The following is a 16,221-nucleotide window of genomic DNA, read 5'->3' as shown; positions in this document are numbered from 1 at the left end:
TCAGTCGAAGCTGTGAAATGGTTTACTCATGACGTGCAACGCTCGGTGCTGGGGGTGCGAACTTGGACTTCCGAAAGACTATCCGGACTGCAATCGGCAAGAATGGACGCGGCATCGAGATTGGCGCTTCATACTCGCCGATATTGCCCAAGGCCGAAGGTTACAAAACGCTCGTTGTCGATCATGCCGATGCCGACGGATTGCGTTCGAAATACGCTGCGATCGGCGTCGACGTTTCACGGCTTGAAACGGTGGACGCCATCGACGATGGCGGCGAATTCAGACAACTCGACCTGACTGGCGAGGGCTTCGACTTCATAGTGGCCAGTCACGTCTTCGAGCATCTCACGGACCCTGTTCATTTCCTCCAACGCTGCGAACGGGCACTCAAACCGGGTGGGCGGGTGTATCTCTTGATTCCGGATCGTCGATACACCTTCGATTATCTGCGCCCCAGTTGTACCGCGGGCCATCTGTTGGCCGCCTATATGGCAGGGCAAAAAAGGCATGGCACGGCGGCCATGTTCGATCACCACGCATCGCATGGAACGCGCGGAGGCGTGCAGGTCTGGCTGGAAGGGTTCAAGGGAGAGTATGCTTTCGCCGGAACGCCTCAAGCAGGTTACGCGATGGCAACCAGGCAAGGAGACGACTATGTCGACTGTCACGCCTGGGTCTTCACGCCATCCAGTTTCCGCCTGGCCATGGCGGATTTGCACGCAGCAGGAGTCCTGGGACTTCGTGAAGAGCAATTTTACCCGACTGTAGGGTGCGAGTTCTTTGCGGTAATGTCCGCCAAGCCGGCGACGCATGGTCCCGACAGACTGGCCCTGGCGCTCGACGCGATCAACGAAGCCGGGCCTGAACACATCGCCGCGGCCGTCGTCGATCCTCCCGTGTACATCGGATCAGCGCCGTCAGCTCAAAATGCGATCGATGCATTCAAGGGCCAATGGGTCACCGCGTTCCCGGCAGCGCAAGGCTTGCAGGCGGGCACATCCCATTTGCACGAGGACCCACGCATACTTTGGCTCGCGGAGAAACTGGATGGCTGGCTCAACGGGAAGCAAGTCCTCGAACTGGGTCCCCTGGAGGCGGCGCATACCGCAACTCTGTTGTCGCAAGGTGCAGGGTCGGTCGTGGCCATCGAGGCCAATCGCGATGCCTTTCTTCGTTGTCTGGTCGCGAAGGAAATTCTTGGCTTGCGCGACGCGACCTTTCGGCTCGGTAATTTTGTTCCGTTCCTGGAGAGCGAAACAAAGCATTGGCCGCTGATCGTTGCCAGCGGTGTTCTCTATCATATGACGGACCCGCTGCACGTGCTGGACTTGTTGGCGGACCGAACCGATCGCCTGTTTTTATGGACTCACGTCGTCGACGACAATGCGATGCCGACCGACGACCGGCGGCGCGCGGCGCTTGGAGCGCCAGAGCAACGCGACTGGCACGGCCGAACGGTGACGCTTTATCCGCGCCCCTACGGACCGCTTGGCGCATCGACATTTTGCGGAGGCATGGACCGCGTACCGTGCTGGATACATCGCGACGATCTGCTGTGGGGCCTGGCCAAACTGGGGTTCGACGATCTGGCGATCGCACACGAGACGCCGGACAACGAGCATGGTCCGTCTCTGTCGATCCTGGCGAGGCGCAGCCCCAAGGCTACGCATGAAAAACCACGGCCCCTGCCAACCGCAAAAAAGGGTCTAAAAAGGGTATAGATCTTCGGCAACGTCGGAAAGCGAAACCGGCCAATCCAATTTTGTTTCACCTGTCTTGCGAAACAGGACGGCCGACATCAACGCTCCGGTGTGCATCTCGCCAAAATGCGTCGATATGTTGTGCACTCGGGCCACGATGTATGCCCGAACACCATCGATAGCTTCGATGATTTCAAACCCGGTCGATCTGTTGAGCAAGGCCTTCCAGGAGTGACTCGAAAACCGAAAATAGTCGCACGGCTCTTCGTGCAGAGCCCATGTCTGTGGCGCCAGGATAATCCCCAGAGCGCCTGTCTTGAGAACCCGGTTCATTTCAATCGCGGCCTTCCAGGGCATCAGGAGGTGCTCGAACACCGCAAATGACATGACGGCGTCATAGGTCTTGCGAGGCAGAAAGCGGCTCGCCTCATGAGCGTCTCCAACGATGTCGACGTTCTCGCCGTCCAGAATATCGAAGCCGGTGTAGACCCAGCCCGGCGGCAGGCTGTTGCGCCACATTGCACCAGTCCGGTTGCGCGAACCGATCTCCAGCAAATGCCCGCCGGAACGTGACCGCAACTCGGCAAAGAATCTGTTTACCAGGGGCAGTACCGAATCGTTTGGATCTGCCGCCGCGAGCGGGCGCACTTCCTTCGACCCGTCCGCCAATCTTATTTCGAGTTTCACATCCAGCATCTGAGCGTTGTCCAGCCCTGTAAAGACCCGCTCATCAAACCGGCACGACGCCGCAAGCCGCCCATAGAGTCGACTCAAATCCGCACTGGGAAGGCCAGTTTGCGACAGGACGACTGTGCGGCCATCCGGCAGAAGCAAGGCGAGCCCAACGACAGGGGATTTTGCGGAAAAAGTGAATCCTGAAACGTGAATCGCGCCGTGGAAACACGAACTGCGATCGACGATGCAAACAAGCTCGCTACCGATGGCGGGGGCGGTCAAATGTGATGTCGGACCAGCAATGGTCGAGTCCATGTTCATGGTGGCCTGCCCCCCCGCTAGCCATGGCTGCGGAATTCTGTGCCCGGTAGGGTAGCGCCTGTGCGCGGCAAACTGAAGAGGCAGTATAATCGGATCTTCAGTCAACCAGCCGATTGCGCCTGAACCCTAGAGAAGCCGCGCCAGCAGGCCGCCATCCACTTGCATCGCGCTGCCGGTGACGAAGGATGCGGCGTCGGAAATCAGGAAGCCGATTGCGCTGGCGATCTCCGAAGGGTTGGCGATGCGGGCGATTCTGTTGGGCTCGAAGGACAGGCCCAGCGCGTCGGCGCCGCCGGCCGCTTCCAGCCCGTCCAGCGTCATGCGGGTGGCGACCGAGCCGACCAGCACGGCGTTGACGCGGATGCGGTCGACGGCATAGTCGAGCGCCATCTGCCGCGACAGGCCGACGACCGCCGCCTTCGTCGCGGCATAGGCGGGCACGCCGGGAACCGTGGCATCGGCGTGCACGGACGCGATGTTGACGATCGAGCCGCCGCCGGCCGCGCGCAGCAGCGGCAAGGTCGCGCGGCAGACGCGGAAAATGGCTGTGAGGTTGACGGCGATGGTCTTTTCCCACTCCGCGTCGGAAACGTCTTCAAGCCGCTTGCCGGTTGGGTAGATGCCGACGCAGTTGACGACGGCGTCGAGCCCGCCAAGCCGTTCGGTGGCTGCCGTCACCGCCGACTGAACCTCTTCTTCACGGGTGAGATCGCTCTCGCGGAAGATCAACTGGCTTTCGTCATAGCGGCCGGCAAGGGCCTTGCCCTCTTCGCCGTCCAGTCCGGCGCCGAGAACCCTGGCGCCCGCGCCGGCGAGGTACTCCGCCGTCGCCCGGCCAATGCCGGTGGCAGCCCCCGTGACGAAAACGCGTTTGCCGGCGAACATCATGCTGAGGCCTGTGAAGCGATGGCGTGGCGTTCGGCTTGCGCCGCCGTCACCGAGCGCAGCACGCGATCCTCGCCGCCTTCGCCACGGCCAAATTCGTCGACGATGTGCCCGTCGGCGACCACGAGGCAGCGATCGCAAAGGCCGATCAGCTCTTCCAATTCGGAAGCGACGATCAGCAAGCCTACGCCTTTCTCGGCGAGTTCAACCACAAGCCGGTAGATTTCATGACGGGTCGCCGCGTCGACGCCCTTGGTCGGCTCGTCGAGCAGCAGCACTTTCGGTGCCCGCATCAGCACACGGGCGAACAGCAGCTTCTGCTGGTTGCCGCCCGACAGATGGGTGACCGAAGCCTGCGGCGAGGACGCCTTGACATTAAGCGCGCGCATGGCGGTGAGGATGGAGCTTCGCTCCAGTCCGCCGCGCACCATGCCATGCCGCGACAGAGGCGCGAGATTGCCGATGGTGATGTTGGCGCCGACGGGCAGGTTGAACAGCAGGCCGTCGCGCTTGCGATCCTCGGTCAGCAGCGCAATGCCGGCTGCGCGGGCATCCCTGGGCGATTTGATCGACACGCTCTGGCCGGCGACGCGGATTTCGCCGTCAGCCGGAACGCGGCCATAGATGCCGTGCAGGATCTCGCTGCGGCCGGAGCCCAGCAGCCCGGCAAGTCCGACGATTTCGCCCGCCGCCACGCAGAGATTGATATCCCTGGCGCCATGGACCGCGCCGCTGTGGCCGGCGACCGTGAGATGGCGAACCTCCAGCGCCGTCGGCGCGCCGACGGGCGCTGCGTGTTCGGGAAACAGCCGCTGTAGCCTTTGACCCGACATCGAGAAGATGAAGGTCTCGGCATCGAAGTCCTCGCGCGCGATCCGTACCGCCACCTGCCCGTCGCGCAGCACCGTGGCGCGGTCGCAGATGGCCAGCACCTCGGGCAGGCGGTGGGTGATGTAGATCATCGCCACGCCTTGCGCCTTCAGGCGGCGTAGCACGGCGAACAGCGCATCCACCTCGGTGCCGGAGAGCGAGGCCGTCGGCTCGTCCAGCATCAGCACGCGTGGCTTCAGCACGATGGCACGCGCAATCATCACCAGATGACGCTGCGCCGAGGTCAGCGACGCGACATAGGCCCTGGGGTTGATGTCGATGCCGAGGTCGGCAAAGATTTCGCCGGCCCGCTGCTCGAGCTTGCGCTGGTGGACCAGCATGCCTGTGCCCAGCCCAGTGCGGCCGGCAAAGACATTCTCGGCGACCGACAGCTGTTCGAGCACCTCGATTTCCTGCGGCACGTAACCGACGCCGTTCGATCGTGCATCGGCCGGCGAAGCGAAGCTGACGGGCCGGCCGTCGAGCTGGATCGTGCCGGTGTAGGAACCGGCCGGATGCACGCCGTTGAGGATCTTGACCAGCGTCGACTTGCCGGCGCCGTTCTGGCCGAGCAAGGCGTGGATCTCGCCGGCCACGACATCGAGATCGACGCCGCGCAGCGCCTGCACGCCGCCGAAATTCTTGGCGATGGCGGTGGCCGAAAACAGCGGCGCTGGGGTGGTGATGGACAAGACGCATCCCTTCGGAAAGCGCCGGGCCTGCAAGGCGCGGGCCCGGCGGCAGGTGTTACTGGCCGGCGCTGTCCAGCATCTTGTAATAGGGATCGAGATCAGCTGCGGTGATCACCTTTGCCGGCAGCGGATTGCTGTAGGGCACGGTCTTGCCCTGGGCGAGATCACCGAGAAGTTCGGCGACCTTGGCGCTCTCTTCATAGAGCGGCTGCGCGACGATGCCGTAGGCGGCGCCGGATTTCACCAGATCGAGATTCTGCCTGATATAGTCCATGCCGACGATGACGACATCGCGTCCGGCCTTGCGGGCGGCGCCCGACCAGGTCTGGATGCTGTTGCCGGTGGTGCCGAAGGCGGCGGTCACATCGGGATTGCCCTGCAGGATCGCCACCGCTTTTGCCTCGGCCGCCGACGGTTCAAAGCCTTCCATCTGCGTGTCGAGCACCTTGATGCCGGGATATTTCGCCGCGATGGTCTTGCGGAAGGCATCCGACATGGCGTTTTCGGTGTCGTTGGAAGCGCCCTGCGTCAACGCCACGGTGCCCTTGCCGCCGAGCTTGTCGCCGATCGCGATCGCGGCATTGGTTCCCGCTTCGGCGATGTTCTCTCCCGTCGCCGCTTTCAGGCCGTTGACGGTCCCTTCGGGCGGCAGGACGTGCCAGGTGACGATCGGGAAGCCTTCCTTGGCCAGCTTGGAGATGTAGGAAAAGATGGCCGGATCGGGACCGTAGACCCCGATCGCGTCGTATTTGGTGCGGGCAAGGGCGGCCTCGGCAAGCGGCAAGGTCGCCGGAATATCCCAGTTGGTGGCGCTCGGGTCGCCGACCACCTCGCAGGTGTAGCCAAGTTCCTTGCATTTGTTGAGGAAGCCCGCCTGCATCAGCCGATGCACCGGGTGATCCTTCATCGCCTGCACCCAGAGCAGGTGAATGTCCGCCGCCCGGGCCAGGCTCGCCGAGCCGAGCGAGGTGGCGAGTGCCGCCGCCACCAATGCGGTTCGGATCAGCCGCTTTTTCAAATGGGTCTTCATGCCTTACCTCCCTTGGTTCGCCGGCATTTTTGCCGGCGCAATATAAGCGGCCTCTCAGGCGCCGGCGATGAAGTAGCGGCGGCGCACTATGTCGAGGCCGACAGCCATGACCATGATCACGCCGACCGCGATCTGCTGCCAGTTGGAGTTGACGCCAATGACGACGAGGCCGCTCTGCACCACCTTCAGCATCAGGATGCCGACGACGCCGCCGGCCACCGTGCCGGCGCCGCCGAACAGGCTGACGCCACCGACCACGACGCCGGCGATAACGGTCAGTTCCCAGCCGCTGCCGATCGAAGTGCCGCCGCTGCCGAGATCGGCCATTACGAACATGCCGGCGATCGCCGACAGCGCGCCGACGGTGATGAAGGCGCCGATCTTGTAGGCGCTGGTGTTGATACCGACGAGATGCGCCACTTCCTTGTTGCCGCCGGTGGCATACATGTTGCGCCCGAGCACGGTGCGCCGCAGCACGAAGTCGGCAAGGAGGGCGACGACGATGAAGAAGGCAAAGCTCCAGCCGAGGCCGAAGGCGAGATCGGTGCCGCCAATGGTGTTGATCGCCTCGGGCAGCGGATAGACCGGATAGCCGCCCGTCACCACCTGGATCAGGCCCTGGCCGATGAACAGCATGCCGAGCGTCTGGATGAAGGCAGGGATACCCAGCCTGACGACGATCAGGCCGTTGAGGAGGCCGATCAGCGCGCCGACGCCTATGCCGCCGAGAATGCCGACGCTCACCGGCAGGGCGGCCGCGGTCATCAGCTTGGCGGCGACCACGGCGGAGAGACCAGCCACCGAGCCGACCGACAGGTCGAACTCGCCGGCGACCAGCAGAATGGTCTGGCCGATGGCGATGATGCCGACAAAGGAGACGACGTTGAGAATGGCGCGGATGTTGCGCTCCGACAGGAAGGCCGGCTCGAGCAGCCAGAAGAAGGCGATCAGCAAAGCCATGGCCGCCAGCACGCCGACCTCGCCGACGGCAATCAAGCCGATCAGTCGCCGCCGGAACGAACGCGCGTCCCTGGGCGACGCGCTCACCTCAGCCGCGCTGTTCATCCCGACCTCCCTGGCAGCGACCGTCTCCGGCTCTTGCGGCCGGCCCCATGCGCCCGCGCCGATCCTGGCGCGCTCCTCTCGGCCATTAAGATTATAATATTATAACTTGTCAACGATGAAATTTTCTGGCGGTGCATAGCTGGGTCCATCGCTGGCAAGCACTCGCGGCAACCGCTATGAATGGACGTTTCGGCGTGATCCGCAGGACATTGCCTTGGCGGATAGCGCTTTCTTGGAGCATGGTGATGGTCGATAAGCCGCCGGCGGACGAGAAGAAGCCGCAACGCCTCGGCGTCCGCGAGATCGCCAAGCGGGTCGGCGTGGCGCCGATGACGGTGTCGCGCGCGCTGTCCAATCCCGACATGGTCTCGCCGGAGACGCGCGCCAAGGTGCTGGAGGCGATCGAACAGGCCGGCTTCGTACCCAACCGGCTTGCGTCCAGCATGCGCGGCAACGGCCGCATGATCGGCACGGTGGTGCCACCGCTGATCAATTCGGGCATTGCCGAACAGGTGCAAGGCATGTCCGACGAATGCCATGAGAGCGGCTATTCGATGCTCCTGGTGCAGGGCGAGTTCACGCAGGAGGCCGAGGAGAAGTCGATCCGCAACCTGCTCGGCTGGCGCCCGGTCGGCATGATCTTGCAGAGCTTCGTGCAAAGCGAAGCGGCGCGTGCCTTGCTGAAGAGCAGCGGCGCCCCGGTGGTCGAAATTTCCGAAATCAAGGGCCGCAAGCCGATCGACATGGTGGTCGGCGTCTCCAACTTCGAGACCGCCTATGCCATGACCATGCATCTGGCGGCCAAGGGCTACAAGCGCATCGGCTTCGTCTCGACGCCGATCCACGGCAATGACCGCCTGCGGCAGCGCCGCACCGGTTACCATGCCGCCCTGACGGAGCTCGGCATCAAGAACCATGCCGATATGGAGGTCGAAGTGCCAATCACCGCGCAGGGCGGTGCCGAGGCGCTGGTGACGCTGACCACCCGCCACCGGGATATCGATGCCATCTTCTTTTCCAGCGACACGCTCGCGGTCGGCGCCGTGCAGGAATGCCACCGCCGGCGCTGGGCCGTGCCGGGCAGGATCGCCATCGCCGGCTATGGCGACATGGATCTCGCCGCGCAGCTCTATCCGCCGCTGACCACGGTGAAGGTCAACCGCTACGAAATGGGCCGCCGTGCGGTGCGGCAATTGCTGGCAAGGCTCGGCGGCGACACCAAGGTGCCGACCATCACCAGCCTCGGCTTCGAGATCGTCGATCGCGAAAGCGCGTGACGGACTAGAGGCCACGCCACCCCGTCTCTTCCCGACGCCCGAGGCGCTTTTCCCAGCCCTCCGCGTGGACGTTGAGATAGGCGTTGGGATCGTAAGGGTGGTTCTTGATCGCCTCGATGTTGAGATCGATGCCGAGCCCTGGCGCGTCGGGCAGCGACAGATGGCCATTGGCCGGGTTGACGGTCGGGTGCCAGGTCACGAGGTCGCGCGTCCACGGGTCGTTGAAAGCGTCGAAGTGCTCCTGGATGAGGAAGTTCGGCACCGCGGCCGCCAGCTGCAGGCACACCGCCGTCGCCACCGGTCCGCCGCTCTGGTGCGGGGCGATGTGGCTGCCATGCGCAAGCGCGAGGTTGGCCACCTGCATGGACGGCGCAATGCCACCGAGCGACATCGGTTCGGGCTGGAAGATGTTGACGCCCCCACCTGCGGCCAGCGTGTAGAATTGCCCGACCGTGTCGTACATTTCGCCGGTCGCCACCGGGATCGGTGAGCGATGCGCCACTTCGTGCACCGTCTCTTGCCGGTCGCGCGAGGTCGGCTCCTCCCACCAGAAGATGTCGAGATCGGCGAATTTCTGCGCGGCCTGCAGGGCGGCGATCTCGGTGAAGCGCGCATGCACGTCGATCAGGATCAGCGTATCGCGAGGCAGTTCATCACGCAATTTTCGGCAGATCGCGTAGGAAAGCTCCAATTCCTCGCGCGAGATAAAACCTTGCGCGGTGCCGAACGGGTCGAGCTTGAACGCCTTGAAACCTTTCGCCAGCACCGCCTTGGCGGCTTCGAGGAAGGCCTTCGGCGTGCGCTCGGTGCGGTACCAGCCATTGGCGTAGCCGAGCACGCTGTCGCGCACCTGGCCGCCGAGCAACTGGTGGATCGGCACGCCGAGGCTCTTGCCCAGAATGTCCCAGCAGGCAACCTCGACCGCCGCGATCACCGTGCGGTGGATGTGGCCGCCGTCGAGCGAGACGCTGTCCAGCATGCGCTTGGCCAGCGCATTGATGCGGCGCGGGTCTTGGCCGATGGCGAGATGCTTGAGCTCGTGCACGCCGGCTTCGGTGGTCTTGATGAAGCCGTTCAGCGTGCCTTCGCCAATCCCATGGATGCCGTTGTCGGTATGGACTTTGACGAACAGCCAGTTCTTCCAGCCGGCACCGACGGCGAAGGTCTCGATTTCGGTGATTTTCATGCGGTCGTCCTAAGCCAGGGCTATGATCGCGGCGATGACGGCTTCTGATGTCAGGCCGTATTTCGCTTGCAGGGTCGGCACCGCGCCGCATTCGATGTAGCGGTCGGGCAAGCCGATGCGGCTGACTTTCTTCGCAATGCCGGCGTCGAACAAGGTCTCGACAACGAGGCTGGCCAGGCCGCCGACGACAACATGGTTTTCCGTGGTGACGATGTGGCTGACGCCAGCCGCGAACGCGGCCACCGCCTCGGTGTCGAACGGTTTGATGGTCGGCACGTGCAGCACGCCGGCGGAGATGCCTTTTTTTCGCAACGCGTCCGCCGCATCCAGTGCCCGCTCGGTCATGAAGCCGGTCGAGATGATGCCGACATCGGAACCGCCACGAAGCTTGCGCGCCTTGCCGATTTCGAAACGATAGCCGGCTTCAAATACCACGGGCACTGAACCGCGCAGCAGCCGCATGTAGACCGGCCCGTGACGCTCTGCGATCGCCTTGGTCGCCGCTTCGATCTCGGTCGCGTCGCAGGGGTCGATGATGGTCAGCCCGGGGATCATGCGCATCAGCGCCAGATCCTCGATCGCCTGGTGCGTGCCGCCATAGCCGGTCGTCAATCCCGGCAGGCCGGCGACGATCTTGACGTTAAGGTTGGAGTGGGCGAGCGCGATGGCGACGAAATCATAGGCCCGCCTTGTCGCGAACACGCCATAGGTGGTGGCGAACGGCACCTTGCCGGTACGCGCCAGCCCAGCGGCGACAGCGACCAGGTTCTGCTCGGCCATGCCGACATTGAAGAAGCGGTCGGGGAAAGCGTCACGGAATGGCAGGATGTCGGTGTATTTGCCGAGGTCGGCGGTCAGCCCAACAATGTCGGGACGGCTGTGGCCGAGCCGCGTCAGCGCCTTGCCAAACGGCGCTTCCACGCTTTGCCGGCCGCCGCGGACCGCTTCGTCCTGACCCATGGCCAGCGTGCGGCCGGCCTCCGTCGCTGTGCCGCTCATTGGCTTGCTCCCACGGTCTTTTCGAACTCGGCGATGATGCCGTCCCATTGCGCCACGTCGATGCGGAAGAAATGCGATTTCTCGGCGGTTTCGATACGCGGCACGCCCTTGCCAGGCAGCGTGCGCAGCACGATCGCCTTCGGCTTGCCGTTGCGCTCGCGCGCATCGGCCAGCGCGCCGACCACCGCCTTCATGTCGTTGCCGTCGATCTCCGATGTCTGCCAGCCGAAGGCGCGCCATTTGTCGGCCACCGGCTCCATGTCGAGCACGACAGGCCCGTCGGCCTGGATGCCGTTGCAGTCGACCAGTGCCACCAGCCCATCGAGCTTGAAATGGCTGGCCGACATCGCCGCTTCCCAGGTCGAGCCTTCCTGCATTTCGCCATCGGACAGTTCGACGAAGACGCGCGCCTCGGATTTGTCGATGCGCAGGCCCAGCGCCTGGCCGACGCCTTGCCCCAGGCCATGGCCGAGCGAGCCGCCGATGACCTCGACACCTGGCGTCGTGTCGAGCGTCGACATCTCCAGCCGGCTGTTGTCGGCGCCATAGGTGGCAAGTTCCTCGACCGGGATGATGCCGGCCTCGGCCAGCGCTGCCCACAGTGCGATCGAATAATGCCCGGTCGAGAGCAGGAAGCGGTCGCGGTCGGCCCACGCCAGATTGTGTGGATCGTAACGCAGTTCGTGGAAGTAGAGCGCGGCCAGCACATCGGCGATGCCGAGGCCCTGGCCGATATAACCCTGGCCCTGGCCGCGCGCCATGGTCAGCATGTGACGGCGCAATCGTATCGCCTTGCGTTCGAGCGCGCCGATATCGGCGCTGCCGGGTGGGGAGTTTCGCTGCATCTGATCAGTCCTTGTCGAGCCCGCCCGACATGTTGAGCCGCTCGGCGGTCATGTATTTGGGCGCATCGAGACAGAGCCAGACGACGGCTTCCGCGACTTCCGCAATCTCGGCCCGGCGGCCGAGCGGGATGCGGCGGGTGCGCTCGTCGAGGAAGGCCTGCAGGTCGCTGCGGCCATTGGCGCGGGCCAGGTCGACCTCGGTCGAGCGTTGCATTTCGGTGTCCATCATGCCCGGTGCCAGGCTGTTGACCAGCACACCATAGGGCGCCAGCGCTACCGCTGCGGCGCGGGTAATGGAATCGACCCCGGCCTTGCTCGCCGTGTAGGCGGTGTAGTCGGGCAGCGCCATGCGCGAACCCGGCGAGGTGATGTTGATGATGCGCCCCGAACGCTGCTCGCGCATCACTCGGCCCGCCGCTTTGCAGGCCATGGCAAGGGCCGTGACATTGAGCGCCAGCGTGCGCGTCCAGGCCTTGAAGGTGGCGTCGAGGAAGGGCTCGATCACGCCATAGCCGGCATTGTTGACGAGGATGTCGATGCCGCCCCAGCGCGCCACCACTTTCTCCACCGCCGCCTCCGGCGCGCCTTCCCCGGTGAAGTCGCTGACGATGCTTTCGCTTTCCGCGCCGGTTTCGCCGACCAGCGTGGCGGTCTCGGCCAGTCCCTCGCCATTGATGTCGGTGACCGCGACGACACAGCCGCGCCGCGCCAGCTGGATCGCCACCTCGCGACCGAGGCCGCCGGCGGCACCGGTGACAAGTGCCCTTCGTGGCGGCGTGTTGTGATTCTCGGCTGGCAAGAAAACCCCCGGTGGCCATCTTGACGCGATTGATACCGGTACCATAAATGGCTGTCAACGGCGATGTGCTATTGTCCCGCCGACCGCATGGTTCGCTGCAATGGGGAGAAAACAATGAAAGTCGTCGCGCTCGAGACGCTGCAGCTGGCGGAATTCCCCTTCCTGTTCTGGCTGCGCGTCCACACCGATGCCGGCCTGATCGGCACCGGCGAGACGTTCTGGGCGCCGGGGCCGGTCGCCGCCTACATCCACGACAATGTCGCGTCCTATCTCCTCGGCAAGGATCCGCGCGACATCGAACTGCACGACCGCATGCTGGGCAGCGTCTATGTCGGCGCCCGCGATTCCGGCGCCGAGCTGCGCGGCAATTCCGCCGTCAACATCGCGCTATGGGATATCTATGGCCAGGCGCTCGGCGAGCCGATCTGGCGGCTGCTTGGCGGGCGCACCCACAAGAGCGTGCCGGTCTACAACACCTGCGCCGGCTACAAGCACGTCCGGGCCACCAAGAGGAACGCCCTGTTCGAGCGCGGCGAGGACTGGTCGCTCAAGCCTGGCGATTCCAACGAAGGCCCGTACGAGGACCTGCTCGCCTGGCGCTACAATGCCGGCGATCTCGCCAGAAGTCTGAAGTCGGAAGGCATCGGCGCGATGAAGATCTGGCCGTTCGACATCGCCGCCGAGGCATCGAATGGCACGCGCATTTCGCTGACCGATCTGGACAAGGCATTGGAGCCTTTCCAGAAAATCCGCGACGCTGTAGGCCGCGACATGGAAATCATGGTCGAACTGCACGGGCTGTGGACCTTGCCGCCGGTGCTGCGCATCGCCGAGGCGCTGAAAGCCCATGACGTCGCCTGGCTGGAGGAGCCGATCCGCTACAACGAGCTTGACGCCATGGCCGAGCTTGCCCGCCATACATCAATACCGATCGCCGCCAGCGAGCGGCTCGCCTCGCGGCAGATGTTCAAGCAACTGATCGACAAGCGCGCGGCCAGCGTGATCATGATTGATCTCGCCTGGTGCGGCGGCCTCTCCGAAGCGCGCAAGATCGCCAACATGGCCGAGGCCAGCGAACTGCCTGTCACCTTGCACGATTGCACCGGGCCGATCGTCTATGCCGCCAGTTGCGCGCTGTCGGCGACCTTGCCGAACGTCAACTACCAGGAGGCGGTGCGCGCGTATTTCACCGGCTGGTACACCGAGATCGTCGCCGACATTCCGCCGGTCAAGGACGGCCACGTTGCGCCGCTCGAAGGGCCGGGGCTGGGTCTCAGCCTGCGGCCGGAGCTGTTTCAGCGGCCCGACGCGACCGTTCGGATCACCAGACTCTAGCCATCGCACGGCCCGGTCCGAAGTCAGTAGACATTATGCTATTATAATCTATGATGCGCCAAAGCGAGCGGCCAACAAGCTCGCCGCCGGCGCTCTGCCGCCCGGCGTCGGACGCATTTCAGGGAGGCTCTGGTGGCAATGTCTGCGGCGCGCGCACGCGACGATTTCAAGGGCGCTCCAAACCTGCCCGATCCAAAAATCCTGCTCGATCTGTTCGAACGCATGGTACTTTTGCGCCGTTTCGAAAGCATCGCCCAGATCGCCTGCCGCAAGGGCGAAACACCCGGTTTCCTGCATCTCTATATCGGCGAGGAGGCGACGGGCGTCGGCGTCTGCGCGCATCTGCGGCCAACCGACTGGGTGACATCGACCCATCGCGGCCACGGCCACGCGCTGGCCAAGGGCGCCAATCCCGGCCGGGTGATGGCCGAGCTGTTCGGCAAGGTTGACGGCATTTGCGGCGGCCGCGGCGGCACCATGCATCTCTACGACCGCTCGGTCGGCCTGTTCGGCACCAACGGCATCGTCGCCGCCGGCATCGGCCATGCCGTCGGCATCGGCATGGGCGCCCGCCAGCAGGGCCGCGACGACATCGGCGTCGCTTTCTTCGGCGACGGCGCCGCCAACCATGGCGGCTTCCACGAGGCGCTCAACTTCGCCGCCGTGCAGCGGGCGCCGGCGGTCTTCGTCTGCGAGAACAACCTCTACGCCACGGCGACGCCGCTGAAGTCGATCACGCTGAACCCAGAGATCGCCACCAAGGCCGCCTCCTACGGCATGCCTGGGGTTGCGGTCGACGGCAACGACGTCTTCGCCGTCTGGCTGGCGATGAAGGAGGCCGCCGAGCGCGCCCGTTCCGGCAAGGGCCCGACGCTGATCGAGGCCAAGACCTACCGCACCGTCGGTCACCATGAGGGCGATCCGGTCATCGGCACTTATCGCACGCAGGAGGAACTCGACGCCTGGATCAAGCGCGACCCCATCGACATGTTCCGCAAGCGGCTGATCGAGGACTATGGCATCGCCGATGCCGAGGCGCTCGCGGCAATAGAAGCGAGGATCGAGAAGGTGGTCGAGGAGGCTCTGACCTTTGCCCGCAACTCGCCCGAGCCCGATCCGGCGACGGTGCTTCTGCATGTCTTTGCCGATCCGATCAATCCGCCCGCCGCCTTGGCTTGGCGAGCCGTCGGCGAGACCCGCACGCAGGGATGGCTCGAGGCCGTACGTGACGGCATCGCCGAGGAAATGCGCGCCAATCCGGCGATCCTCTATTTCGGCGAGGGCACCGGCGAGCGCGGCGGCAGTTTCGCTCACACCAAAAACCTCTGGCAGGAATTCGGCGCCGAGCGCATGGTCGACACGCCGATCTCCGAGCAGGGCTTCACCGCCGCCGCCGTCGGCGCCTCGGCCACCGGTGCGCGCACCGTCTCGGACCTGATGTTCGCCGACTTTGCCTTCGAAACCGCCGGCCAGATCTTCCTGCAGGCGGCCAAGCTGCGCTACATGACCAGCGGCCTGATGAGCGCGCCAATGGTGGTGCGCGTCGGCGCCGGCGCGCTGCGCAGCTCCGGGCCGCATCACAGCGGCATCTATCATCCCGTCTTCGCCCATATGCCGGGCCTTATCGTCTGCGTGCCGTCGACCCCTGCCGATGCCAAGGGCCTGATGAAGACCGCGCTCAGGGCCGGCGATCCGGTCATCATGCTTGAGCCCAAGGCGCTGTTCGCCTCCAAGGGCGAGGTGCCGGTCGGCGAGCATTTTGTGCCTTTCGGCGTCGCGCGCATTGCGCGGGCAGGCACCGACATCACCATCGTTGCCGCCGGCCAGATGGTGCAGCGCGCGCTGGAGGCAGCCGAGGCGCTCGCCGCCGAAGGAATCGAGGCGGAGGTGATCGATCCCCGCACCATCATGCCGCTCGACATTGACACCATCGTCGCCAGCGTCCGAAAGACCCATCGCCTGCTCATCGTCGACGAAGCCTGGGCGATGTGCGGCCTTGGCGGCGAGATCGCCCAGGCCATCAACGAGTTCGCCTTCGACGAGCTCGACGCCCCACCGGGAAGGCTGCACACCGCGCCGACCTCGCATCCCTTCGCGCCGGTGCTGGAGCGCGCCATGCTGGTCGATACGGCGCGCATCGCCCATGGCGTGCGCGACGTCATGTCGGGCCAGCCGCCAGTGCCGGACCATTGGTACACGGTCGGCCTGAAAAGTGCTGCGTCGGCTAAGCCAACGCCTGCTCCGGCCAGCTCCTTGCCCCCCGCTTCAGCGGCTGCCGCTCCCAGCGACGACGAGCCGATCACAATGCCGTTCGGCGATCTCACCGTCAGCGAAGGCACCGTCGTCAAATGGCTTAAGGCGGTCGGTGATCAGGTCAAGGAAGGCGAACTGATCGCCGAAATCGAGACCGACAAGGCCGTGGTCGAGATCGAGGCGCCGGTCAGCGGCACGCTCAGCGCCATCGATCAGCCGGTCGGCGCCGTGGTGCCGATGGGCGGCCGCATCGGCGGCATCAAGAAATAACCCATCACCGAACTTGAAA

At 64.6% G+C, this 16,221-nt stretch carries 13 protein-coding genes; 4 read left to right on the top strand and 9 right to left on the bottom strand.

What is annotated here, in order from left to right; all coding sequences use genetic code 11:
• The first annotated feature begins 62 nt into the window (after positions 1-62).
• Positions 63-1,721, top strand: coding sequence for a methyltransferase domain-containing protein (locus tag CK227_RS12595; RefSeq protein WP_245318134.1), 1,659 nt, complete (start codon positions 63-65; stop codon positions 1,719-1,721).
• On the opposite strand, the gene CK227_RS12590 is transcribed toward CK227_RS12595, so the two are convergent.
• The 5 genes from CK227_RS12590 to CK227_RS12570 form a co-directional block, all read right to left on the bottom strand.
• A complete protein-coding gene (locus tag CK227_RS12590) occupies positions 1,707-2,696 on the bottom strand; it encodes a methyltransferase domain-containing protein (protein ID WP_245318133.1) in 990 nt (329 codons plus the stop codon). The two genes, CK227_RS12595 and CK227_RS12590, sit on opposite strands and share 15 nt — an antisense overlap.
• Positions 2,697-2,822: 126 nt before the next feature.
• Positions 2,823-3,581: an SDR family NAD(P)-dependent oxidoreductase gene (locus tag CK227_RS12585; RefSeq protein WP_245318132.1), complete on the bottom strand. Its 759-nt coding sequence runs from the start codon at positions 3,579-3,581 to the stop codon at positions 2,823-2,825.
• Positions 3,581-5,143: a sugar ABC transporter ATP-binding protein gene (locus CK227_RS12580; protein WP_095773152.1), complete on the bottom strand. Its 1,563-nt coding sequence runs from the start codon at positions 5,141-5,143 to the stop codon at positions 3,581-3,583. The genes CK227_RS12585 and CK227_RS12580 overlap by 1 nt, the downstream gene beginning before the upstream one ends.
• A gap of 55 nt (positions 5,144-5,198) precedes the next feature.
• Positions 5,199-6,173, bottom strand: coding sequence for a substrate-binding domain-containing protein (locus tag CK227_RS12575; protein WP_095773151.1), 975 nt, complete (start codon positions 6,171-6,173; stop codon positions 5,199-5,201).
• Between the two features lie 54 nt (positions 6,174-6,227).
• Positions 6,228-7,238, bottom strand: coding sequence for an ABC transporter permease (locus tag CK227_RS12570; RefSeq protein ID WP_095773150.1), 1,011 nt, complete (start codon positions 7,236-7,238; stop codon positions 6,228-6,230).
• Between the two features lie 245 nt (positions 7,239-7,483).
• Here CK227_RS12570 and CK227_RS12565 point away from each other — a divergent pair, with 245 nt between their 5' ends.
• Entirely contained in the window at positions 7,484-8,515 is a 1,032-nt protein-coding gene (locus tag CK227_RS12565; protein WP_179296094.1) for a LacI family DNA-binding transcriptional regulator, read from the top strand.
• 4 nt (positions 8,516-8,519) lie between these two features.
• On the opposite strand, the gene CK227_RS12560 is transcribed toward CK227_RS12565, so the two are convergent.
• From CK227_RS12560 to CK227_RS12545, 4 genes are read right to left on the bottom strand one after another with little or no spacing between them, the layout of a single operon-like run.
• Positions 8,520-9,701, bottom strand: coding sequence for a mandelate racemase/muconate lactonizing enzyme family protein (locus tag CK227_RS12560; RefSeq protein ID WP_095773148.1), 1,182 nt, complete (start codon positions 9,699-9,701; stop codon positions 8,520-8,522).
• 9 nt (positions 9,702-9,710) lie between these two features.
• A complete protein-coding gene (locus CK227_RS12555) occupies positions 9,711-10,700 on the bottom strand; it encodes a transketolase C-terminal domain-containing protein (RefSeq protein WP_095773147.1) in 990 nt (329 codons plus the stop codon).
• Positions 10,697-11,545 carry a transketolase gene (locus CK227_RS12550; RefSeq protein WP_095773146.1) on the bottom strand — a complete coding sequence of 283 codons (849 nt, stop codon included), beginning with the start codon at positions 11,543-11,545 and terminating at the stop codon, positions 10,697-10,699. The genes CK227_RS12555 and CK227_RS12550 overlap by 4 nt, the downstream gene beginning before the upstream one ends.
• 4 nt (positions 11,546-11,549) lie before the next feature.
• On the bottom strand, positions 11,550-12,344 hold the full coding sequence (locus CK227_RS12545; RefSeq protein ID WP_095773145.1) for an SDR family oxidoreductase: 795 nt from the start codon (positions 12,342-12,344) through the stop codon (positions 11,550-11,552).
• A gap of 114 nt (positions 12,345-12,458) precedes the next feature.
• Between CK227_RS12545 and CK227_RS12540 the strand changes: the two genes are divergently transcribed.
• Together CK227_RS12540 and CK227_RS12535 are read left to right on the top strand one after the other, a co-directional pair.
• On the top strand, positions 12,459-13,679 hold the full coding sequence (locus CK227_RS12540; protein WP_179296095.1) for a mandelate racemase/muconate lactonizing enzyme family protein: 1,221 nt from the start codon (positions 12,459-12,461) through the stop codon (positions 13,677-13,679).
• A gap of 138 nt (positions 13,680-13,817) precedes the next feature.
• Positions 13,818-16,202, top strand: a complete 2,385-nt coding sequence (locus CK227_RS12535; RefSeq protein WP_245318146.1) for a thiamine pyrophosphate-dependent enzyme — start codon at positions 13,818-13,820, stop codon at positions 16,200-16,202.
• Positions 16,203-16,221: the final 19 nt, after the last annotated feature.

Source organism: Mesorhizobium sp. WSM4308 (assembly GCF_002294905.1).
In the GTDB taxonomy this organism is placed as follows: Bacteria; Pseudomonadota; Alphaproteobacteria; order Rhizobiales; family Rhizobiaceae; genus Mesorhizobium.
The sequence above is the reverse complement of the archived record's forward strand: the minus strand, read 5'-3'. Positions and strand labels throughout refer to the sequence as shown.